Annotated in this window: 21 protein-coding genes; 5 read left to right on the forward strand and 16 right to left on the reverse strand. The window is 62.3% G+C overall.

Features of this window, described 5'->3' with window-relative positions; genetic code table 11:
* Positions 1 to 9 precede the first annotated feature (9 nt).
* The gene (locus FDM28_RS15320) at positions 10 to 4,032 is read right to left on the reverse strand and encodes a Pls/PosA family non-ribosomal peptide synthetase (RefSeq protein WP_206021984.1); all 4,023 of its coding nucleotides are present in this window, start codon (positions 4,030 to 4,032) and stop codon (positions 10 to 12) included.
* Entirely contained in the window at positions 4,032 to 4,259 is a 228-nt protein-coding gene (locus FDM28_RS15325) for a hypothetical protein (protein ID WP_138516668.1), read from the reverse strand. Before FDM28_RS15325 ends, FDM28_RS15320 begins: the two co-directional genes overlap by 1 nt.
* Before the next feature lie 189 nt (positions 4,260 to 4,448).
* On the opposite strand from FDM28_RS15325, the gene FDM28_RS15330 reads away from it, so the two are divergent.
* The 4 genes from FDM28_RS15330 to FDM28_RS15345 are packed head-to-tail and all read left to right on the forward strand — an operon-like array spanning position 4,449 to position 6,082.
* Positions 4,449 to 4,898, forward strand: coding sequence for a FecR family protein (locus tag FDM28_RS15330; protein WP_170211812.1), 450 nt, complete (start codon positions 4,449 to 4,451; stop codon positions 4,896 to 4,898).
* Positions 4,895 to 5,482 carry an OmpA family protein gene (locus tag FDM28_RS15335; RefSeq protein WP_138516672.1) on the forward strand — a complete coding sequence of 196 codons (588 nt, stop codon included), beginning with the start codon at positions 4,895 to 4,897 and terminating at the stop codon, positions 5,480 to 5,482. The genes FDM28_RS15330 and FDM28_RS15335 overlap by 4 nt, the downstream gene beginning before the upstream one ends.
* 19 nt (positions 5,483 to 5,501) lie before the next feature.
* Complete coding sequence (locus FDM28_RS15340) at positions 5,502 to 5,864, forward strand: translation initiation factor Sui1 (RefSeq protein WP_240792035.1); 363 nt, start codon at positions 5,502 to 5,504, stop codon at positions 5,862 to 5,864.
* The gene (locus FDM28_RS15345; RefSeq protein WP_138516676.1) at positions 5,864 to 6,082 is read left to right on the forward strand and encodes a DUF3820 family protein; all 219 of its coding nucleotides are present in this window, start codon (positions 5,864 to 5,866) and stop codon (positions 6,080 to 6,082) included. Before FDM28_RS15340 ends, FDM28_RS15345 begins: the two co-directional genes overlap by 1 nt.
* A 30-nt stretch (positions 6,083 to 6,112) precedes the next feature.
* Here FDM28_RS15345 and FDM28_RS15350 read toward each other — a convergent pair whose 3' ends face one another.
* From FDM28_RS15350 to lysS, 3 genes are read right to left on the reverse strand one after another with little or no spacing between them, the layout of a single operon-like run.
* A complete protein-coding gene (locus tag FDM28_RS15350) occupies positions 6,113 to 6,673 on the reverse strand; it encodes a pseudouridine synthase (protein WP_138516678.1) in 561 nt (186 codons plus the stop codon).
* Positions 6,670 to 7,215 carry a YgjP-like metallopeptidase domain-containing protein gene (locus FDM28_RS15355; protein ID WP_420853031.1) on the reverse strand — a complete coding sequence of 182 codons (546 nt, stop codon included), beginning with the start codon at positions 7,213 to 7,215 and terminating at the stop codon, positions 6,670 to 6,672. The genes FDM28_RS15350 and FDM28_RS15355 overlap by 4 nt, the downstream gene beginning before the upstream one ends.
* A 55-nt stretch (positions 7,216 to 7,270) precedes the next feature.
* Entirely contained in the window at positions 7,271 to 8,818 is a 1,548-nt protein-coding gene (gene lysS / locus FDM28_RS15360; RefSeq protein ID WP_138516680.1) for a lysine--tRNA ligase, read from the reverse strand.
* 119 nt (positions 8,819 to 8,937) lie between these two features.
* On the opposite strand from lysS, the gene FDM28_RS15365 reads away from it, so the two are divergent.
* Positions 8,938 to 9,510, forward strand: coding sequence for a YggT family protein (locus tag FDM28_RS15365; protein WP_138516682.1), 573 nt, complete (start codon positions 8,938 to 8,940; stop codon positions 9,508 to 9,510).
* A 48-nt stretch (positions 9,511 to 9,558) separates the two neighbouring features.
* Here the strand turns inward: FDM28_RS15365 and accD are convergent, their stop codons facing one another.
* From accD to leuC, 11 genes are all read right to left on the reverse strand, one after another.
* A complete protein-coding gene (gene accD / locus FDM28_RS15370; protein ID WP_138516684.1) occupies positions 9,559 to 10,431 on the reverse strand; it encodes an acetyl-CoA carboxylase, carboxyltransferase subunit beta in 873 nt (290 codons plus the stop codon).
* 85 nt (positions 10,432 to 10,516) lie between these two features.
* Positions 10,517 to 11,341 (reverse strand): tryptophan synthase subunit alpha, encoded by an 825-nt coding sequence (gene trpA, locus FDM28_RS15375; protein WP_138516686.1) that lies wholly within the window; start codon positions 11,339 to 11,341, stop codon positions 10,517 to 10,519.
* On the reverse strand, positions 11,338 to 12,636 hold the full coding sequence (gene trpB / locus FDM28_RS15380) for a tryptophan synthase subunit beta (RefSeq protein ID WP_138516688.1): 1,299 nt from the start codon (positions 12,634 to 12,636) through the stop codon (positions 11,338 to 11,340). The genes trpA and trpB overlap by 4 nt, the downstream gene beginning before the upstream one ends.
* A 5-nt stretch (positions 12,637 to 12,641) precedes the next feature.
* Positions 12,642 to 13,385: a phosphoribosylanthranilate isomerase gene (locus FDM28_RS15385; protein ID WP_138516690.1), complete on the reverse strand. Its 744-nt coding sequence runs from the start codon at positions 13,383 to 13,385 to the stop codon at positions 12,642 to 12,644.
* Positions 13,382 to 14,164 (reverse strand): tRNA pseudouridine(38-40) synthase TruA, encoded by a 783-nt coding sequence (gene truA, locus FDM28_RS15390; protein ID WP_138516692.1) that lies wholly within the window; start codon positions 14,162 to 14,164, stop codon positions 13,382 to 13,384. The genes FDM28_RS15385 and truA overlap by 4 nt, the downstream gene beginning before the upstream one ends.
* A gap of 41 nt (positions 14,165 to 14,205) precedes the next feature.
* Positions 14,206 to 16,812, reverse strand: a complete 2,607-nt coding sequence (locus tag FDM28_RS15395; RefSeq protein ID WP_338110196.1) for a motility hub landmark protein FimV — start codon at positions 16,810 to 16,812, stop codon at positions 14,206 to 14,208.
* Between the two features lie 206 nt (positions 16,813 to 17,018).
* Positions 17,019 to 18,149, reverse strand: a complete 1,131-nt coding sequence (gene asd / locus FDM28_RS15400) for an aspartate-semialdehyde dehydrogenase (protein WP_138516694.1) — start codon at positions 18,147 to 18,149, stop codon at positions 17,019 to 17,021.
* 298 nt (positions 18,150 to 18,447) lie between these two features.
* Positions 18,448 to 19,518, reverse strand: coding sequence for a 3-isopropylmalate dehydrogenase (leuB, locus tag FDM28_RS15405; RefSeq protein ID WP_138516696.1), 1,071 nt, complete (start codon positions 19,516 to 19,518; stop codon positions 18,448 to 18,450).
* A gap of 34 nt (positions 19,519 to 19,552) precedes the next feature.
* A complete protein-coding gene (gene leuD / locus FDM28_RS15410; protein WP_138516698.1) occupies positions 19,553 to 20,203 on the reverse strand; it encodes a 3-isopropylmalate dehydratase small subunit in 651 nt (216 codons plus the stop codon).
* Positions 20,200 to 20,328 (reverse strand): entericidin A/B family lipoprotein, encoded by a 129-nt coding sequence (locus FDM28_RS15415; protein WP_138516700.1) that lies wholly within the window; start codon positions 20,326 to 20,328, stop codon positions 20,200 to 20,202. The genes leuD and FDM28_RS15415 overlap by 4 nt, the downstream gene beginning before the upstream one ends.
* 19 nt (positions 20,329 to 20,347) lie before the next feature.
* Positions 20,348 to 21,796, reverse strand: coding sequence for a 3-isopropylmalate dehydratase large subunit (leuC, locus tag FDM28_RS15420; protein WP_138516702.1), 1,449 nt, complete (start codon positions 21,794 to 21,796; stop codon positions 20,348 to 20,350).
* Positions 21,797 to 21,803: the final 7 nt, after the last annotated feature.

The raw sequence follows: 21,803 nt of genomic DNA on the forward strand, positions 1-21,803 counted from the left end.
TGCCGCTCCTCAGGCCTCTACCGGCGCCGCCGGGCAACCCGCCCACTTGCTCGCCGGGGGAATGCTTTCGCCTTTCATCACCAGCGTCAGCGGGCCCAACCAGGCGTCGGCACCGACTTCGGCGCTGTACAGAACTGCGCTGCGGGGGGCCATGTACACCCGTGGCCCGATCTTGACGGTATCGATCTTCATGACACGGTCTTCAAACAGATGGGTTTGCGGGCAGGTGAGTGCGTTGAGTTCGCTGTAATCGCCAATGTGCACGCAGTCGAACTCCGTGATGTCGGTGGTGTCCATGTACACCCCTTTGCCGATGCGGCAGCCCAGTGCATTGAAAGCCAGCGGCAACCAGGGTGTGCCACGCAGGTAGCGCATGAAGTTGGGCACGGCTATGCCTTCAAACAGGTTGGTGACCCCTTCAGACAGCCACACAAACGACGTCCACATGGGGGTGCTGCGTTGGCGGTAGCGGCCCATCAACAGCCACTTAAGTGCCACGACGAACAGGTAGGTGCCCAGCCCGTACAGCAGGCCCGATGCCGTGAGGTAGCCGATTACCGACCACCACTGCCCCTCGCCGGCATATGGCATGACCTTGAGCACGATGGTGTAGCCCACCGAAATCACAATGGCGTGTGGCGCCACGATACGGAACGCTTCAATCAGGCCGCGCGCCAGGCGTCGTCCGGTGGAGGGTTTGAAGGTCAGGTACTCAGGGAAACCGGCGGCCTCTTCGCGTGCCGGCAAATGCAGGGGCGGGGAGCCCAACCAGGTGTCTCCATCGTGCATACGTGCGTTGGCGGGCGCGGTGGAGTGCACGCCGATCAGCACGTTCTCGGGCAGCACGGTGCCGTCGGGGATGTAAGCGCCATTGCCCACGAAGCTGCGTTTGGAGATGACGGTGGGGCGCATGGTCATCCAGCCGCCGTCGATGTGCTCGTCACCCAGCATCACCGCATCGGCGATGAAGGTTTCATCGCCCAAGGTCAACATGTCGGGCACCAGTCCGAGGGCGGATGAAATCTCTGCATCCCTACCCACTTTGGCACCCAGCAGGCGGTACCACCAGGGGGCGTACAGGGTGGCGTACACGCCGTGCACCACCTGCAGGCTGGATTCCTGTATCTGGTTGACCAACCATTTGGCGCAGTACAGCGGGCTGTGTACTGGCCAACTGCCCGGGCGCAGGCGGGGTAGCACGGTCCAGCGGATGCCCGCAGACAACAGCGCTGTGCACACCAGCAAGACCGCCGCCGCGGGAAAGGCCAGCAAAAAATACTTGAGCAATTGCCAGCCGGTGCCGCTCACGGCCAACGCCGGAAAGCGTTCCACGTCATCCACCCAGTCGATCAGCACGAAGCTCGGAAACACGGGCAAGAAAAACAGGGTGGCAATCCATAGCGCACCCAGCACAAAGTACACCCCTTCCGCCCACTGGTGCCATGCCCGGTAGGGGGGGCGGGGGGGCTGTGTCTGGGCGTCGAAGGGGCCACGGTCCCGGGCTGGAGAGCCTGTCCAGATGCGGGCCTGGGGCACGGTCTGACCATCCCGCAGTGCGGACTGCCCTTCCAAATGGGCCCACGCTTCGAGGCGGGTGTTGCCTTCGAGCACCGCATACGAGCCCACTGCGCTGTGCGCTTCCAGCGTGATCTGCCCCAGCAACAGCCGCCCATGCTCAACCCGGGCGTTTTCCAGGTTCACTGCGTTGCCGATGCTGCAGGCCTCGCCAATGTCCAGCAAATCGGGTGCACGCAAGGTGATGGAGCCGATGACCACGTCCCGCCCCACCTTGGCACCCAGGGCGCGCAACCACCAGCGGTACATGGAGGAGCCGCTGAGCAGGTACACCGGTGCAGCCTCCAGCAAGCGATCGGCCAGCCACCAGCGGTAATAGGTCCAGCCCCACAAGGGGTAGCTGCCGGCCCGTTGCCGCCCGACGAGCAGCCATTTGCCTGCAATGGCTACTGCAAACTCCAGCACGGTGGCCAGCAGGTAGGCCAGCACCGAGGCCGCGATCGCGCGGGGGATGGAGTCGTCCGGTTCGCCGGTGTAGAAGTGGTAGGTGAAAAATGGTGCCAGCCATTGCCCCATGCGCATGGCGACCAGCCAGGGGACGGCCGCCGCCTGGGCCAGACCGCAGCGCCAACGAGGCCAGCTCCCCGGGGGAGTCCACTGGGTGTCGGCTTGCTCGGCCGTGGCACGGGGCGCATCCAGCGCGGCGGCAATCGCACCCACCGTGCGGTGTTGGTAGATGTCGCGCACCGTGACATGGTCGTAGCCGGGCTGTTGGCGCAGCCGGGAGGCCAGGCGTGCGGCAAACAGCGAGTGCCCACCCAGGTCGCGGAAGAAATCTGCGGCGCGGGTGAGCGTTTGCCCGGGAAACAGCTGCGCCAGTGCGGCAAACAGCACGGTTTCCCCTGGGGTCACCGGTGTGTCGCTGTCCCCGGCGATGGGGGCTGTCTGGCTCAGGGGCCGGGCCTTGAGTTGTTTGCGGTCTATCTTGCCGGAGGCGAGGCGCGGCATGGCTGGCAGCACCTCCATGTGGCCCGGCACCATATAGCTTGGCAAGCGCGCGGCGAGCGCCTGGCGCAGGGCCGCAGTGTTGATTTCACCGTGCGCATCGCCCACCAGAAAGGAAATCAGTTGGTCCACCCCGTCTTCAGCCCGCAGCACCACGGCGGCGGCGGCTACGCCGGCTTGGTCGCACAGGGCGGATTCAATCTCGCCCAGCTCCACCCGGAAGCCGCGGATTTTCACCTGGTCATCGGTGCGGCCCAGACAGTTCACTTGCCCCTCGGGTGTGATGCTGGCCAGGTCGCCGGTGCGGTAGAGGCGCTGGTCGTGCGGGCCGGTAGCCCAAGGGTTGGGCAGGAATTTTTCAGCCGTCAGGTCCGGGCGGCCCAGGTAGCCGGCAGCGACGCCGGGTCCGGTGATGCACAGCTCGCCGGTCTGGCCGCGCGGTACCAGGGCGAGGGTGCTGGTGTGCTCCACGTCCAGCACCATCAGCCCGTAATTGGGCAGGGGTTGGCCAATGGTGACCGGCTCGCCCGCCCTCAGCTCCGCCAAGCTGGCGGACACAGTGGCCTCTGTGGGCCCGTAAGTGTTGAAGACCTGCCGGCCCGGCTGGGCCCAACGCTCTACCAAGGCGGGCGGACACATTTCGCCTCCGAGGTTGATGATGCGCAGGCTGGGTATATCCCGGCTGAACAGGCCCAGCAGCGTAGGCACGGCATGCAGCACGGTGATGCCCGCCTGCTCCAGCACGCCGGGCAGGCTTTCAATATCGCTGCTCACTTCTTTAGAGGCAATCCACAGCATGGCACCGACCAGGTAGCTGATCCAGATTTCCTCGAACGACATGTCAAAGGCCACCGAGAAGCCTTGGTACACCCGGTCGCCTTCGCGCACGCCGAGCCGCACGTTCTCGCTGCGCAAAAAGTGGCAAATGCTGCCCTGGGTGATGGCAATCCCCTTGGGTTTGCCAGTGGAGCCCGAGGTGTAAATCACATAGGCCGGATCGCGAGGCTCTGCGCGGCTGCGGACCCGAGGCGGGCAGGGTTGCCCCAGTTGTTCGGGCGTCCACAGCGGCATGTTGCCTGTACCGAGGCTGGCGCGCAGGGGCTCTGCCATGGTGGTCTGGCTGATCAGGCCTTGGGCCTGCGCGTCCTCCAGGCAGGTCCACACGCGGTCCGCCGGTGTGTCTGCGTCCAGGGGCAACCAGGCTGCGCCGGTTTTGGCAATGGCGAGTTGCATCACCAGCAAGGGCAGGCCGCGCGGCAGCCAGAGGCCCACCATGTCGCCACCGCCAATGCCGGCTGCCAACAGGTGGCTGGCGGCGGTGTCGGCCAAGGTGTTCAACTCCCGGTAGGTGAGTGTGGCGGTGGTGTCGATGAGGGCGGGGGTGTCCGGGCAGCGCCGGGCGGTGGCCTCAAACAGGTCTGCCAGCACCTCGTGGCGCAGCAGTTCGGGCATGTCCGGTCCGCGCAGCACGTCTGCGCCCGGCATGGCGGGCGCCGTGGTCCGGGCGGTCATCAGGGCGAGCGGTGCAGGCGGGGGGCCGACAGGGCGATGATCATGTCGCGCGTGGCTTCGTCAATTTGTCGGTGTTTGAGCAGGGAGCCGTCTGCCGTCATCAGGGCGCGCAACTGTTGCAAGTCCTTGACCGTGGGCGCGACTTTGATTTGCGCAAGCGCAGCCTGGCTGTTGTTGCTTTTGATGAGGGCGGCCACTTTCGGGGCCCAAACGCTTGGACGGGACATGGTGCTGAAAACTACACAGGAAGTTGCTTGTGCATCATTTTCGCACATTGCCCTCAAACACTGTGCGCGGCTAGCTATAAAAATGATAGTGAATGCCAGCAGGTTTCTCCGCACTTGATGGGTGTGGACGCCGCGTGGTGGCGGGGCATCCGGTACCATGGCGGGCTTCGCTGTCATCACCCTATTGCCATGAAAAAAACGCTTGTCCTTCTCTCCAGTGCCGCGTGTGCGCTGGCGCTTTTCAGCAGCCCGCTCCAGGCGCAGGAGGCGCGTAGTGGTACCTTCAAAACCGTGCAGGGCGGTGTGTCGGTCGGGCAGGGCGAGGTGCGGCGTGCGGTGCAATCCGGTGGCGCAGTAGCTGAAGCCGACCAGGTGCAAACCGACGCCACCGGCTCAGCCGTGTTGCTGTTGCGTGACGGCACCACCATTGCGGTGGGCCCCAACACCCGGGTGGATTTGACCCGCTTTCAATTTGACAGCACCACCCAGCAAGGCAGCCTCGTGGTGCGGGTGTTGCAAGGCACCATCCGCATGGTGACGGGCTTGCTGGGTAAAACCCAGCCGGATAACGTCAAGGTCAGCACGCCGGCCTCCACGGTCAGCGTGCGGGGTACCGACTTTATTGTGGAGGTGCTATGAGCATGCGTTTTGTTGCCCTGTTGGGATTGGTGGCTTTACAAGCCTGTGCGCCCCTGAGCCGTGTGACCTTGCTGCCCCAAGACGATGGCCGCGCCACCGCCGTGCAGGTGCAAAGTGCCTCCGGCGTGGTGGATGTGACCCAGCCCTACCAGACGGCCGCGCTGCAGCGGGATGGCCGCTTGACGGCGCAGCAGTCCAGCGCGGAGGAGGTGCGTGCGGCCTATGGCCCACTGTTGGCTTTGCCGGTGCCGGCAGCTGCCCGCTTCACCCTGCAGTTTGAGCCCGGCAGCTCTGTCCTCACGGCCGAGTCCCAAAGCCAGTTGGAGGGCATCCTGGCCCAGGCCCGCGCCCGTGCGGGCGGCGAGATGGTGGTGGTAGGCCACACTGACCGCACCGGCTCACCGCAAGCCAATGACACTTTGTCTTTGCAGCGTGCCCAAGCGGTGCGTGAGTTGCTGATCAAGCAGGGCTTCGCACCTGAGCTGGTAGAAGCTGTGGGCCGTGGCGAACGGGAGCCGCTGGTACCCACCGAGGCCAACGTGAGTGAGCCCCGCAACCGCCGCGCGGAAATCATCGTCCGCTGAAGCAGACGTGGGGGGAGCCGTGAAAAAATCTTTGTCTGATCTGGGCGGCTTGGTGTACTCCACCGAGGTGGGGCGCACCTGCCCCACGTGCCGCCAGGCGATTGCTGCCTGCACTTGCCATACGCCGAAGCGCCCGGTGGGGGATGGCATTGTGCGCGTGTCCCGCGAAACCAAAGGCCGTGCGGGCAAGGGCGTCACCCTCGTCAAAGGCGTGCCGCTGAACGACGATGCCCTGACCGCCTTGGGCAAAAAACTCAAGGCTGCGTGCGGCTCCGGTGGCACCGTCAAAGAGGGTGTTATCGAAGTGCAGGGTGACCATGTCGAGAAGGTCATGGCGGCGCTGGTGGCCCAAGGCTTTACCGTCAAGCGGGCCGGCGGCTGATGCAGGCCGAAGATCTGCAAAAACTGGTGGAGCGCCCCATGCCTTTCGGCAAGTACCAAGGGCGTTTGATCGCTGATTTGCCGGGCGACTACCTCAACTGGTTTGCCCGTGAAGGGTTTCCCAAGGGCGAGATCGGCCGCTTGTTGCAGCTCATGCATGAGATTGACCACAACGGGCTGAGCGACTTGCTCACGCCTCTGCGCGCACCGCGCTACTGAGGGGCCCGCGAGAGGCGGGCTCCACGCCCTTCAGGGCAGCGGCACGTCGTGCAGCGTGCCGGGCGCCAGCCCTTGCAAGGTGTAAGCGCCGATCGCGGCGCGTACCAGGCGCAGGGTGGGGTAGCCCACCGCCGCCGTCATGCGGCGCACCTGCCGATTGCGACCTTCGCGGATGATCAGCTCCAGCCAACTGGTGGGAATCGATTGGCGAAAGCGCACCGGTGGGTCGCGCTCCCACAGGCTTTCCGGTGGCGGAATGCGCTGTACGCGTGCCGGCAGGGTGATGCCGTCGTTCAGCATCACGCCTTGGCGAAGGGCTGCCAAGGCGGGCTCGTCCGGTTCGCCTTCTACCTGCACCCAGTAGGTCTTCTCCATCTTGTAGCGCGGGTCGCTGATGCGGGCCTGCAGCTTGCCATCGTTGGTGAGCAGCAGCAGGCCTTCGCTGTCGGCGTCCAGCCGCCCGGCCACGTAGATGCCGGGAATGGTGATGAAGTCCTTGAGCCCGCGCCAGCGCCCCTCGGGTGTGAACTGGCTCAGCACGCCGTAGGGTTTGTTGAAACAGAGCAGGCGTGAGCCGGCAGGTGCAGTCATGGTGCGCAATCCGCTGCTGCTGCCCACAGCCGTTCGCCCGTGGCTTCCAGGTGGGTGAGGTAGATGCGCACCTCAAACTCCAGCTGGTGGTAGCTGGGTTCCATATGGGTGCAGAGCTGGTAGAAGGCCTTGTCGTGCTCGCGCTCGCGCAGGTGGGCCAGCTCGTGCACCACGATCATTTTGAGGAAGGGCTCCGGCGTGTCCTTGAACAGGCTGGCCACCCGGATCTCGCGCTTGCTTTTGAGCTTGTTGCCCTGCACGCGCGACACCGTGGTGTGCGTGCCCAGCGCGTTTTTGACGACATGCAGCTTGCTATCGAACGCCACTTTGCTCAAGGGCTCAGTGCTGCGCAGGTAAGCGGCCTTGAGGTCCTGCACATAGTCGTACAGCACCTTGTCGGTCCGCACCCCGTGCGCTTGCGGGTAGCGGCGGGTGAGCCAGTCGCCTACACGGCCCTCGTCCAGCATGCGCTGCACCTGGGCCAGTGTGTCTGCAGGGTAGCCATTCAGGTAGCGCAGCGTAGGCATTGCTACCATTTTCATAGCTGCTTGCGCAGATTCTGCCTGCGCCAGGTGCCGATTTGGCTTCAAACCTGAATCACACCTCGCGGCGCAGGGCCGGGAACAAAATCACGTCGCGGATGCTGGCGCTGTCAGTCAGCAACATCATCAAACGGTCGATGCCGATTCCGCAGCCACCGGTGGGGGGCATGCCGTATTCCAGGGCGCGCACAAAGTCGTGGTCGAAGTGCATGGCCTCGTCATCGCCGCTGTCTTTGGCAGCCACCTGGGCATGGAAGCGGGCGGCCTGGTCTTCGGCGTCGTTCAGCTCGCTGAAGCCGTTGCCGAACTCACGGCCGGTGATGTAGAGCTCAAAGCGCTCGGTCACTTCGGGACGATCGTCGTTGGCGCGTGCCAGTGGCGAGATTTCGGTGGGGTGCTCCATGATGAAGGTGGGGTTCCACAGCTTTTCTTCCACGGTCTCTTCAAAGTACAGCACCTGCAGGCTGGCCAGTGTGCGGCCGGCGAGCTTGTTCTTGGCTTCGTTCAGGCCCAGTTTCTTGAGCGCGTTGGTCAGCCACTCGGCGTTGTCTACGTTGTCGCCGACCTCGGTGTACTTGCGGATGGCTTGCACGATGGTCAGGCGCTCAAACGGCTGGGCCAGGTCCACGGGCTTGCCGGCGTAGGTGAGCTGCAGGCTACCGGTGGCACGCTGTGCGGCATCACGGATCAGCTTCTCGGTGTAGTCCATCAGGTCCTGGTAGTTCCAGTAGGCCGCGTAGAACTCCATCATGGTGAACTCGGGGTTGTGGCGCACCGAGATGCCTTCGTTGCGGTAGCTGCGGTTGATTTCGAACACGCGGTCAAACCCACCCACGATCAAACGCTTGAGGTACAGCTCGGGCGCAATGCGCAAGAACATTTCCTGGTCCAACGCGTTATGGTGGGTCTTGAAGGGCTTGGCGTTGGCACCACCGGGAATGGGGTGCAGCATGGGCGTTTCCACTTCCAGGAAGTTGTGGCCCACCATGAACTCACGCAGCGCGCTCACGGCCTTGCTGCGCGCCACAAAGCGCTTGCGGGTTTCCACATCGGTCATCAGATCGACATAGCGCTGGCGGTACTTCACTTCCTGGTCAGCCATGCCGTGGAACTTGTCGGGCATGGGGCGCAGGCTCTTGGTCAGCAGGCGAATGCTGGTGGCGTGGATGGACAGCTCGCCGGTCTTGGTTTTGAACAGCGTGCCCTCTGCGGCCACGATGTCACCCAGGTCCCAGTGCTTGAAGGCGGCATACAAGTCCACGCCCACGTCTTCGCCGCGCACATAGAGCTGGATGCGACCGCCGCTCGGGCCGAAGGAGGAGTCTTGCAAGGTGCAGAAGCTGGCCTTGCCCATGACGCGCTTGAGCATCATGCGGCCGGCGACCTTGGCGGTGGCGCCCAAGGCAGCAAGTTCTTCGGTGGTTTTGTCGTTGTAGGCGGCGAACAGGTCTTCGGCCTTGTGCTCGGGCTGGAAGTCGTTGGGGAAGGCCACGCCTTGGCCGGCCACCTGTTGCTCGCGCAGTACCTTGAGCTTTTCGCGGCGCTCGTGGATCAACTGGTTTTCGTCTTGCGGTGCGGGAGCAGCTTGGTTTTGGTCAGACATGGAGTGACTTCAGGGTTTGGTATGGAATTCGGCACCCCTCAAGGGGTTTTGGCCGCAACCCTCCATTGTAAGAGGGCAGCCTGCCGCTATGATGCGCTCGCACTTCACTTGGATGGCCCATGCTCTACAAAATCGTTGCCCTGTTGTTGGAGGTCGTGTCCGGTCTGTTGACCAGCACTTGCCTGCTCCGCCTGTACATGCAACACCAACGCATTCCGCTCTCGGCCCGCTCGGGCAACCCGCTGGGGCGTTTCATCTTTGCCTTGACCGACTGGATCGTTTTGCCTTTGCGCCGTGTCATTCCCGCCATCGGTCCCTGGGACATGGCGAGCCTTTTGGCTGCATTTTTGATCCAGTTGGCCCACTTCGGCGTGTTGTGGTCGCTCAACGGTTTTGGGGTGACGCCCCTGTCCATCGTGGTGCTGGCTTTGCTGGGCTTGGTGCGGCTGAGCCTGTCCGGTCTGACGGCCATCGTGCTGGTCTATGCGGTGCTGAGCTGGGTGCAGACGCAGTCTTTCCTGTCTGACCTGATGGAGCGCTTGGTGACGCCCGTATTGGCACCCATCCGCAAGGTGTTGCCGCTGGTGGGTGGGGTGGATTTGTCACCCTTGGTCCTGCTCGTGCTTTTGCAGATCATTACTATCGTGTTGGGCGATGTGCAGTACGGGCTGCTCTCCGCAGTGGCCGGATAAAAAAAAGAGGCCCGATGGGCCTCTTTTTTTGGGGTGTGCCGGTAAGGCTTAAATCACCGAGTCCGCAGGCTGGCGCTGCAGCATCGCCAAAGTCTCAGCGATCGTCTTGCGCAGCTCGCGGCGGTCAGAGATGAAGTCGATCGCACCCTTGGTTTGCAAGAATTCGGAGCGCTGGAAGCCTTCAGGCAATGTCACCCGTACGGTGGACTCAATCACGCGGGGGCCGGCAAAACCGATCAACGCTTTGGGCTCTGCAATCACGATGTCGCCCAAGAAAGCAAAGCCTGCGCTCACGCCGCCCATGGTGGGGTCGGTCAGCACGCTGATGTAGGGCAGGCCTTTTTTCGCCAAACGAGTCAGGGCTGCATTGGTTTTGGCCATTTGCATCAGGCTGAGCAAGCCTTCCTGCATACGAGCACCCCCGGTAGCGGTGAAGCAGAGGAAGGGCACTTTTTGCTCAATGGCAGTCTCCACGCCGCGCACAAAGCGCTCGCCGACCACCGAGCCCATAGAGCCACCCATGAATTCAAATTCAAAGCAGGCTGCCACCAGGCTCACGCCGTGCACAGCGCCGCCCATGACGATCAGGGCATCGGTCTCGCCAGTGTTTTCCAGTGCTTCTTTGAGGCGTTCGGGGTATTTGCGGCTGTCCTTGAATTTCAATGCATCGACGGGCAGCACTTCCTGGCCGATTTCAAACCGGCCTTCGTTGTCCAGAAACGCATTCAGGCGCGCGCGGGCACCGATGCGGTGGTGGTGACCGCAGCTGGGGCAGACGTTCTGGTTTTGCTCCAGATCCGTTTTGTACAACACCGATTCGCAGCTGGGGCACTTGATCCACAGGCCTTCGGGCACGCTGCGGCGCTCCGTGGGGTCGGTGTGTTGAATCTTGGGGGGTAGCAGTTTTTCCAACCAACTCATGGGATTTCTCCAGTGCAGTGCCCACAGGGGCGTCCAACAGACAGGGGGCGATTATCCGTCAAACCGCCCCCGCCATTTTTCGGGCTCAGCCTTGGTCCAAGGCGGTGCGGATTTCCTGCAGAAAGGTCTGCGCTACCGGCCCCACCTGCTCACGGGGTGCGTTTTCCAGCAACTGGATGATCTTGCTGCCGATGACCACCGCATCAGCCACTTTGGAGATGGTTTGTGCAGTCGCCGCGTCGCGGATACCGAAACCCACACCTACCGGGGTGCTGATGTGCTGGCGGATACGGGGCAACATGGCCTCCACTGCACCGACGTCCAGTGCGCCCGAACCAGTGACGCCTTTGAGCGATACGTAGTACACATAGCCGCTGGCCACACGGGCCACTTGCTGCATACGCTCATTCGTGCTGGTGGGCGCCAGCAGGAAGATCAGGTCCATGTTGTGGGCCCGCAGGTCGGCGGCAAAGGCCTCGCATTCTTCGGGCGGATAGTCCACGATCAGCACACCGTCCACACCGGCCTCGGAGGCGTCTTTGACAAAAGCGCTGGCTATACCGCCTCGGGCATGTTTCTGGTCGTAGCGTTCCACCGGGTTGGCGTAGCCCATGAGTACCACGGGCGTGGTGCTGTTGGTCTTGCGGAACTCGCGCACCATGGAAATCACTTGCACCATGCCAATGCCGAAGGCCAAGGCCTTGTCCCCGGCCTTTTGGATCACGGGGCCGTCGGCGCTGGGGTCCGAGAAGGGCACGCCCAGCTCAATCACATCCGCCCCGCCCGCGACCATGGCGTGCATCAGGTCTGGCGTGACGTCGGCATAGGGGTAGCCTGCGGTCACAAAGGGAATGAGCGCCTTGCGACCTTGGGCTTTCAGTGCCGCGAATATGGTGTCAATGCGGCTCATGCTGCACCTCCTGCTTTCACCAACTGCACGGGTTGTTCGCCACCTTTGACTGATTGGCCACGGCAGCTGGGTCGACAGTAGAAGTCGGCATTGCTTAGGTCGGCCACGGTGCCGATGTCCTTGTCGCCACGTCCGGACAGGTTCACCAGAATGCTTTGGTCAGGGCGCATGGTTTTCGCCAGCTTCATAGCGTAGGCGACGGCATGGCTGGATTCCAGTGCGGGGATGATGCCTTCGGTGCGGCACAGGTAGTGGAAGGCGTCCAGCGCTTCCTTGTCGGTAATGCCCGCATACTCCGCGCGGCCGATGTCGGCCAGGAACGCATGCTCAGGGCCCACACCGGGGTAGTCCAAGCCCGCGCTCACGCTGTGGGTCTCGGTGACCTGACCGTTGTCGTCTTGCAGCACATAGGTACGGTTGCCGTGCAGCACGCCGGGGCTGCCCTTCTGGATGGACGCGGAGTGTTTGCCGCTCTCCAGACCTTCGCCCGCTGCCTCCACCCCAATCAGGCGGGTCTGGTCGTGATGGATGTAGGGGTGGAATATGCCCATGGCGTTGGACCCACCGCCCACGCAGGCGATGACTGCGTCGGGTTGCTCGGTCTTGCAACCGGCAGCGGCCAGCATTTCGGGCATTTGCACCAAACATTCATTGCCGATCACGCTCTGGAAGTCGCGCACCATCATGGGGTAGGGGTGTGGGCCTGCCACAGTGCCGATGATGTAGAAAGTGTTGTCGACATTGGCAACCCAGTCCCGCATGGCTTCGTTGAGTGCGTCTTTGAGGGTCTTGCTACCGCTCTCCACGGGCACCACGGTGGCGCCCAGCAGCTTCATGCGGTAGACGTTGGGGCTTTGGCGCTTCACGTCTTCGCTGCCCATGTACACCACGCATTCCAGGCCGTAGCGGGCGCAGATGGTGGCGGTAGCCACGCCGTGCTGGCCGGCGCCGGTTTCGGCAATCACGCGGGGCTTGCCCATGCGCTTGGCGAGCATGGCCTGGCCGATGGTGTTGTTGACCTTGTGGGCACCGGTGTGGTTCAGGTCTTCGCGCTTCAGGAAGATTTGTGCACCGCCCATTTCACGGCTCATGCGGGCCGCGTGGTAGACGGGGGAGGGGCGACCGACAAAGTGGGCCAGCTCGGACTGGAATTCCGCCAGGAACTCAGGGTCGTGCTGGTACTTGGCGTACGCATCTTTGAGCTCGTTGATGGCGTGGGTCAGTGTCTCGGAAACGAAGCTGCCGCCGTATTTGCCGAAGTGACCTTTGGCGTCGGGTTGTTGGTAATCGAACATGGTGTTTACATTCCTGCAAGATGCCGGTCCGCCGCACGCACGGCGGCAACGAACTGGCGGATTTTTTCGGGATCTTTGATGCCCTTGATGGGCTTGCCGTCAGCGTCTTCGGCTTCGACGCCGGAGCTCACGTCCACAGCCAGCGACTTACAGCGCGGCCGTACTGACGTGATGCCATCGCCCACGTTTGCACTGGTGAGTCCACCACTCAAGACGAGGTGAGCGTTGACGCTTGGAGGAAGGAGTGACCAATTGAATGTTTTGCCACCGCCACCGTAGCCGTCCACATGGGCGTCTAACAGAATGGCTTGGGCGGTCGAATAATCGTGCACAAATTGTACGAGGTCTAAGCGTTCTGCGCCTTCGTCCAATGGAAAGCGGGCAGCGCGCAGATGCGCCCGTGGGTTGGGGCGGTCACTTGCTGCTTTGGCGAGCGCCATGCAAAGCGTGGGTGTTTCATCCCCGTGGAACTGCAGTATGGCATTGGGCAAAAGTTCGCACGCCCTGCGTGTCAAGGCGACGGTCGCGTTCACAAACAACAGAACCGGCGTGACAAAGGGCGGTAGTCGGCGTGCCAATGTGGCGGCGCGTTCGGGTGTGACGTACCTGGGGCTCTTGGCGTACAACACGAAGCCGATGGCGTCTGCGCCTGCAGCGACCGCAGCATCAACATCCTGCTCGCGGGTCAGGCCGCAGATTTTGATTCGAGTACGGGTGTAAGTGTCAGTGTGCGTAGTGCTTGCGTTCATGGCAACGCATCATACGCAGGCGTGCGGTCCGGCATGCCCCATTTCGGGTCGTAGCGGGGCCCGAGAAAGTACAAACCATCTGGTGAGAAGGTGGGGGCCGCTACTTTGCGGTTTCGCGCAGCCAATACTTCCGCCATCCACTCCGGAGGCTTTTTGCCTTGGCCGATTTGCACCAGGCAGCCCATGATGTTGCGGATCATGTGGTGCAAAAACGCATTCGCTTCAAACTCGATGCGCCAGTAAGCGCCGCGCCGGTGAAAGTCTATGCGTATCAGGTTTTTGACGGGGCTCAGTGCTTGACACTGTGCGGCGCGAAAGGAGCTGAAGTCGTGCTCGCCCAGCAATATGTCTGCGGCTTGCCGCATGGCGTGCTCGTCTAGGGCGTTGAACGTCCACCCTACGCGGCCGGTTTCCACACTGGGCCGGATGGGCGACTCCAGCAGCACATAGGCGTAGCGGCGCGAGAGCGCAGAGGCACGGCAGTGGAAGTCGGGCGTGGTTTTGACGGCCCATTGCACCGATATGTCTTTGGGCAAATTGGCGTTGGTGCCACGTATCCAGGAGTAGGTGTCGCGGTCCAACTCCGTGTCGAAGTGCACCACCTGCATCAGACCATGCACACCGGCATCCGTACGCCCGGCGCACAACGTGGAAACGCGTTGGGAGCAAAACGTACCCAACGCCTTTTCCAGCTTGTCTTGAACCGTCTGGCCGGAGGACTGGCTTTGCCATCCCTGGTAACCCTGGCCGTTGTAGGTGACGCCTAAAACGATGCGCACAGACCCTCAGTCGTAAAAGGCTCGCCGGTCATCAAGGTGCATTAGCTCAGTTGCGCCAGCGCTTTTTGGGCCTTGGCGCGCATGTCGCCGGTGGCCTCGGACATGACTTCTTCAATCAGGGCGCGTGCGCCGTCTTCATCGCCGATGGAGATGAACTCTTCAGCCAGCGCCAACTTGGTTTCTAGGGGGTCTTGGCTCAGGTTGTCCGGGGCGGCGGTCGGCTGCTCTGTGGGGCTGTCGAGCTCCATGGACAGTGAGCCCATGTCGAATTCCATCATGCCCAAATCGGCCGTTTGGCTAGGAGGTGGGCTGGCCTCTACCGGCACAGGGCTGGTGGATTCGAACTTCAGCGGTGCGTTGTTGTCCATTTCCAGCGGTACTTCCAGGTCGTCCAGCGACAAAGAAATTTCCGGCATTTGGCCCACTGGCTCGAATGAAGGGGATACGTCGCTCGGGGGTTCGATATCCAGATCGAAATCCATGTCCAGCGCGTTGTCGTCGGGGGTGGCGTTCAGCTTCAGGGTGCGTTCTGCTTCGGCAGACATGTCCCCGCCGGTCACATCGCTGATCGCGCTGGCCGCAGGGGCATCGTCCAGGGAGAAGTCGAGGTCCAAGTCCAGGTCCACACCACCTGACAGGTCAGGTTCGAGTTCCGCGTGGGCCGATTGGGGCACGGTGCTACCCCCAAAGCCGGAGGCCGCCACAGCGGCCGCTGCGCCACCCGATACCAGGCCGGATGCGGGGGCGCCGCCGGGTTGGTACAGGGGGTTTGTGGGGTCAATCGACAAGCCGGTTTCGCAAATACGGGCCCATTCGGGGCTGGAGGCGCCGGTCAGCTTGTAGGCGTCGGTGGCAGTGCTCTCAAAGCTGCGCGCATCGCGGCGTTTGGCAAAGATTTCCAGCAATTTGGTATGGATCGCCAAGCGGCCGGGGTTGGTACGCACGGCTTCTTTGAGAATTTCTTCTGCCTGCAGGTCCCGGCCATAGGCAAGGTACACGTCGGCTTCGGCGACCGGGTCCACGTCATCCGCCGCATCCAGCTGGCTGGCGGAGTACACCATGGAGGATGCACTGAGCGGGCCGTTCTGGTTGGTGTCCACGCGCTGACCACCGCTGGCGCCGAAGAAGGAATCGGGCTGCAGGCGACTTTCCAGGAAGGCGCTGTCTACTTGGGACGCATTTTTCTTGCGCTGGCGCATACGGTAGGCGGCAAAGCCTCCGAGCAAGGCCAGCAAGCCTGCGGCTCCAGCGGGTACTAAGGGGTCTGCCAGCAATTCGTCCAGCAAGCCAGGCTCTTCCACCATAGGGGCCGGCGCCGGAGCCGCTACTTTGGCCGGGGCGGGGGCAGGCACAGGTGCCGAAGCGGAAACCGGTGCTGGCGTTGCCACTACGGGCGCAGAAGCTGCAGCCTGCGGAACAGGCGCGGAGGGTGCAGGGGCAGGCGTGGGTGCTTGCACGGCTGCCACAGGAACAGCCGGTGCCGGTGTGGCTGCTGGCGCGCTCGCAGGCGCTGCGGGTGCCGGGCTGGGGCTGGCCTTGGCCGTGATCTTGTTCAGATCACTGATGTTTTTGGTGATTTCAGCAGCACGGGCAGCGGCATCTTTGGCTTCACGCTCTTTGGCGATTTTGGCTTCATCGGCCTTGGAGGCCACAGCGCCCTTCGACAAGGTCAGTTTGTCGGGTGTGCCGGAGGCGGGCTTTTTGTCTTCTACTTTGGCTTCTACGGCGCCGCTGGCTTTGCGGTCTGCCGCGCCTACGCTGGCTTGGGGCGCGTTGCCGGCCAAGTTGCGGCGGAAGTCGTTGAAGTCTTTGCTTTGCGCCACCACAATTTTGGAGGCCTCGGCAGTCGACACACTGGTTGCGTCTTCCTTGCTCGGCAGCGTCATGACAGCGCCGGCGCGCACGCGGTTCAGGTTGTCATTGACAAACGCGTCGGGGTTGGCACGCAGCAGGGCTACCAACATCTGGTCCAGCGACACGTCTGCCGGTCGGTGGGCATTGGCAATTTTGCTGGCGGTATCGCCGGACTTGACGGTCAGGCGTTTGTCATCCGGGGATGATGCCTTGCTTGCTACTCTTTCTGTAGCTGCTCCCGCAGGTTTGGCGGGCGCTGGAGCACGATTGGGCTCAGAAGCGGGCGCAGCAGCGGTGGTGCGTGGCGCGACCGGTGCGGCGACTACTGCAGGTGCTTGCGTCTGCGCCAGGGTAGGCGCAGGTGCCGCTTTCTTTAGGCTGGGCGGGTCCAGCAACAAGGTGTAGTCGCGCACGATGCGGCCGGAGGCCCAGATCGCTTCCAGAATCAGGTCTACAAAGGGGTCGTTGACAGTGCGGTCGCTGGAGAGGCGCAAATACGCACGGCCATCCGGGCGGCGTTGCAGGCTGGCTTGCAGGCTGGTGAGTGCAGGGCTGAATTCCAGGCCCGCTGCAGTAAAGGCTTCGGGTTGTGCAACCCCTGCTTTAAGGGATGCTGCCTCTTCGGCGGTAATGTCCGGAACCTCAATCTCTGCACGCAAGGGCTCGCCCAACGCAGACTGAACCGTCAGCCGACCGAGCGAAAGCGCGTAGGCCCCGGTGCTGGACAGGCCGAGTAGCGCAATGGCTGCGGCTGCAACAGCGGTTTTTTGCCAACGATGTGTCTTTGCGATCAATTTATAGGCCTCCGGTGCTCACGCGAGCGGCAGTGTACTTGGCTGTTTGCGGGCAAAGGAGCCCGACTCTTCAAACGTAAAAAGTACCATAACATCAATATCTTACGCAGACAAGCTAAGAAAGCTTTTAACTTTCAAAGCCTGTCCGGTTTGTCTATTGTCACCGTCTCGCTTGTTGCCTCGCGGCAACGACGTGTAACTCTCTGTTACGCGTCGAGCAGGATGCGCAACATGCGGCGCAGCGGCTCGGCCGCACCCCACAGCAGTTGGTCGCCGATGGTGAACGCGCCCACGTATTCAGGCCCCATGGCCAGCTTGCGGATACGGCCCACGGGGATGGTCATGGTGCCGGTCACGGCCACGGGGGTCAGGTCCTGGATGGTGGCTTCGCGGGTGTTGGGCACCACTTTGACCCACTGGTTGTCGGCGGCGATCATGGCCTCGATGTCGGCCACGGGAACGTCCTTCTTCAGCTTGAAGGTCAGGGCCTGGCTGTGGCAACGCATGGCACCCACGCGCACGCAGAAACCGTCCACGGGAATGGCTGCAGAGCTGAAGCCTTCACCCAGTCCCAGGATCTTGTTGGTTTCCGCCATGCCTTTCCACTCTTCCTTGGATTGGCCATTGCCCAGGTCTTTGTCGATCCAGGGAATCAACGAGCCACCCAGGGGCACGCCGAAGTTGGCGGTTTCCGCGCCGGTCAGGGCGCGCTGCTTGGCGATGACTTTGCGGTCGATTTCCAGAATCGCGCTCTTGGGGTCGTCGAGCAGGGCTTTGACCTCTGCATTCAGCGTGCCGTATTGGGTCAGCAGCTCGCGCATGTGCTGTGCGCCGCCGCCGGATGCGGCTTGGTAAGTCTGGGTGCTCATCCACTCGACCAAGCCGGCCTTGTAGAGTGCGCCCACCCCCATCAGCATGCAGCTCACGGTGCAGTTGCCGCCGACCCAGTTTTTGCCGCCCTTGGCCAGTGCATCCTTGATGACTGGCATGTTGACGGGGTCCAGGATGATGACGGCGTCTTTTTCCATACGCAGGGTGGAGGCAGCGTCAATCCAGTGGCCGTTCCAACCGGCAGCGCGCAGCTTGGGGAACACTTCGGTGGTGTAGTCGCCGCCTTGGGCGGTGATGATGATGTCGCAGCGCTTGAGCGCGTCGAGGTTGTACGCGTCTTGCAGCGTGGTTTCGTTCTTGGCTTGTGCGGGGGCCTTGCCGCCTGCATTGCTGGTGGAGAAGAACAACGGTTCGATCAAATCGAAATCGTTTTCCTGCACCATGCGATCCATCAACACCGAGCCGACCATGCCGCGCCAGCCGACCAAACCTACCAACTTGCTCATATCAACGCCCTTTCAATGTAAACAAACGATGCCCGACCTGGGCTGTTTGCTCCGGCTCGTCTGGCCGGGGGCGCACGACGATACCGGAGCTGGATCAGCCCTTAATGGTCGTGGTTTTGGAAATGATTGCGCGCGCGGCCTTGGCTGCCTGGGTGGCAGTCAACAAGCTCACTGAGAAGGGGCGGGCGGCAAACATGAATTTATTGTAGCGCAAAACAAGAATTTTTTGCTCCGCGCGGACTGAAATGATTTTGCTCGGCGAAGGCCTGTTGCGCAACAGACCTTCGCCTTGCGGTCTTTAGGCCAGCGCCTTGAGCACTGCGTCGCCCATCTCTTTGGTGCTGACGCGGGTGGTGCCTTCGCTGTAAATATCGCCCGTGCGGAAGCCTTGCTCCAGCACCTTCTTCACGGCGGCTTCGATACGTTGGGCAGCTGATTCCTGGTTCAGGCTGAAGCGCAACATCATGGCCGCACTCAGGATGGTGGCCAGCGGGTTGGCAATGCCTTTGCCGGCAATATCCGGTGCGCTACCGTGGCTGGGCTCGTACAGGCCCTGGTTGCTGCTGTTCAGGCTGGCTGAAGGCAACATGCCGATGGAGCCGGTCAGCATGGACGCTTCATCAGACAGGATGTCGCCGAACATATTGCCGGTGACCAGCACGTCAAACTTCTTGGGCGCCTTGACCAGTTGCATGGCAGCGTTGTCCACCAGCATGTGGTCCAGTTCCACGTCGGGGTACTGCTGACCGACCTCGACCATCACGTCTTTCCACAGCTGTGAGGTTTCCAGCACGTTGTTCTTGTCGACGCTGGTGACGCGCTTGCTGCGCTTTTGGGCGGCCTGGAACGCCACGTGCGCAATGCGTTCGATCTCGGGGCGGCTGTAGCGCATGGTGTCGAACGCTTCTTCCGCACCGGGGAAATGGCCGTCAGTCGCAATGCGGCGGCCGCGGGGTTGGCCGAAGTAAATGTCGCCCGTCAGTTCGCGGATGATGAGGATGTCCAGGCCCGCAATCAGCTCAGGCTTCAGGCTGGAGGCGCCTACCAACTGCTCGTAGCAGATAGCGGGGCGGAAGTTGGCAAACAGGCCCAGGTTTTTGCGCAGGCCCAGGATGGCCTGCTCGGGGCGGAACTGGCGCTCCAGCTTGTCGTATTTCCAGTCGCCCACCGCGCCGAACAACACAGCGTCGGCTTCTTTGGCCAGCTTAAGGGTGGCTTCGGGCAGGGGGTGGCCATGGGCCTCGTAGGCGCAACCGCCCACGAGCGCGGTTTCCATTTCCAGCTTGAGGTCGAGGGCGTTCAAAACCTTGACGGCTTCTGCCACGATTTCGGTGCCGATGCCGTCACCCGGCAAAACTGCAATTTTCATGATGTCCTTTGAATACTATGAATTTGATAGCTGCTTACGCAGACATGGTCTGCGCTAGCCAGGGTTTTGTGGCCAAACGTTGGGCTTCGAACGCCTTGATCTTGTCGGCATGGCGCAGGGTCAGGCCGATGTCGTCAAAACCGTTGAGCAAGCAGTACTTGCGGAAGGCTTGCACGTCGAATGGAATTTCTTCGCCCTGCGGCTTCACGATGACCTGGCGCTCCAGATCGATGGTGAGCTGGTAGCCGGGGAAGGCTAGCGCTTCGTTGAACAGCTGGTCCACTTGTGCCTCGGTCAGCACGATGGGCAGCATGCCATTTTTGAAGCTGTTGTTGAAGAAGATGTCAGCGTAGCTGGGCGCAATGATGGCGCGAAAACCATATTGCTCCAGCGCCCAAGGAGCGTGTTCGCGGCTGGAGCCGCAGCCGAAATTCTTGCGCGCCAGCAGGATGGATGCACCGGCGTAGCGGGGCTGGTTCAGCACAAAGTCCGGGTTGGGCTTGCGGCTGGCGGGGTCCTGGCCGGGGAAGCCCGCGTCCAGGTAGCGCCATTCGTCAAACAGGTTCTGGCCGAAGCCGGTTTTGCGGATGGATTTGAGAAATTGCTTGGGGATGATCGCGTCGGTATCCACGTTTTCGCGGTCCATGGGCGCAACCAGCCCTTGGTGAACGGTAAAGTTTTTCATTTTTTGGCAGCGCCTTCAATTTTTTCGCCTGCTTTTTGCAGGTCCTGACCCATACCTTTGACCGTGTTGCAGGCAGACAGCAACAGCAGGGCAGCGGCGCATGCGGCGATGAGTGTGGTTTTCATATTCAGTCCTTTCTGGGGCTCAGGCGAACTTGCGGATATCAACAAAATGGCCGTGGATGGCAGCCGCCGCCGCCATGGCGGGGCTCACCAGGTGGGTGCGGCCACCGGCACCCTGGCGGCCTTCAAAGTTGCGGTTGCTGGTGGAGGCGCAGCGCTCACCGGGCTCCAGGCGATCGGCATTCATGGCCAGGCACATGGAGCAGCCGGGCTCGCGCCACTCAAAGCCGGCGGCCTTGAAGATCTCGTGCAAGCCTTCGCGTTCGGCCTGTTCTTTGACCAAGCCGGAGCCGGGCACGACCATGGCCAGCTTGATGTTTTTGGCGACTTTCTGGCCCAGCTTCTTCACCACCGCTGCGGCTTCGCGCATGTCTTCGATGCGGCTGTTGGTGCAGGAGCCGATGAATACCTTGTCCACGAACAAATCGTTCAAAGGCTTGCCGGGCTCCAGGCCCATGTAGGTGAGTGCCCGCTCGATGGCGCCACGCTTGTTGGCGTCTTTTTCTTTGTCGGGGTCCGGCACGGTGGCGTCTACGCCCAGCACCATTTCTGGCGAGGTGCCCCAAGTGACTTGCGGCACGATCTGGGTAGCGTCCAGCTCGACCACGGTGTCGAAATGCGCGCCGGCGTCAGAGTGCAGGGTCTTCCAGAAGGCGACCGCCTGGTCCCACTCCACTGCAGCAGCTTCGGGGGATGCGGCGTTGGCGCCGGGGGCCAAGGGGCGGCCTTTGACGTAGTCGATGGTCTTTTCATCCACGGCGACCAGGCCCGCGCGCGCGCCGGCTTCGATAGCCATGTTGCACACGGTCATGCGGCCTTCCATGCTCAGTGCACGGATGGCGGAGCCGCCAAACTCGATGGTGTAGCCGGTGCCGCCTGCGGTGCCGATCTTGCCGATGATGGCCAGCACAATGTCTTTACCGGTGATGCCGGGAGCGACGGTGCCTTCGACCTTGATCAGCATGTTCTTGGCCTTTTTGGCCAGCAGGGTTTGCGTGGCCATCACGTGCTCGACCTCACTGGTACCGATGCCATGCGCCAAGGCCCCAAACGCGCCGTGGGTGGAGGTATGGGAGTCGCCGCACACGACGGTCATGCCGGGCAGGGTGGCGCCGTTTTCAGGCCCCATGACGTGCACGATGCCCTGGCGCTTGGACAGGAAAGGGAAGTAGGCAGCAGAGCCGAATTCCTTGATGTTGCTGTCCAGCGTAGTCACTTGCTCTTTGCTGGTCGGGTCGGTAATGCCGTCGTAGCCCAGCTCCCAGCCGGTGGTCGGGGTGTTGTGGTCGGCAGTGGCCACGATGGAGCTGATGCGCCAGACCTTGCGACCGGCTTCACGCAGCCCTTCAAACGCCTGGGGGCTGGTCACTTCGTGAACCAGATGGCGGTCGATGTAGAGGATGGAGGTGCCATCGTCTTCGGTGTGGACGACGTGGTCGTCCCAGAGTTTGTCGTAGAGCGTGCGTGCCATAGGTGCT

Origin of the sequence: Rhodoferax bucti, assembly GCF_005876985.1 — a bacterium.
Lineage (GTDB): Bacteria > Pseudomonadota > Gammaproteobacteria > Burkholderiales > Burkholderiaceae_C > Allorhodoferax > Allorhodoferax bucti.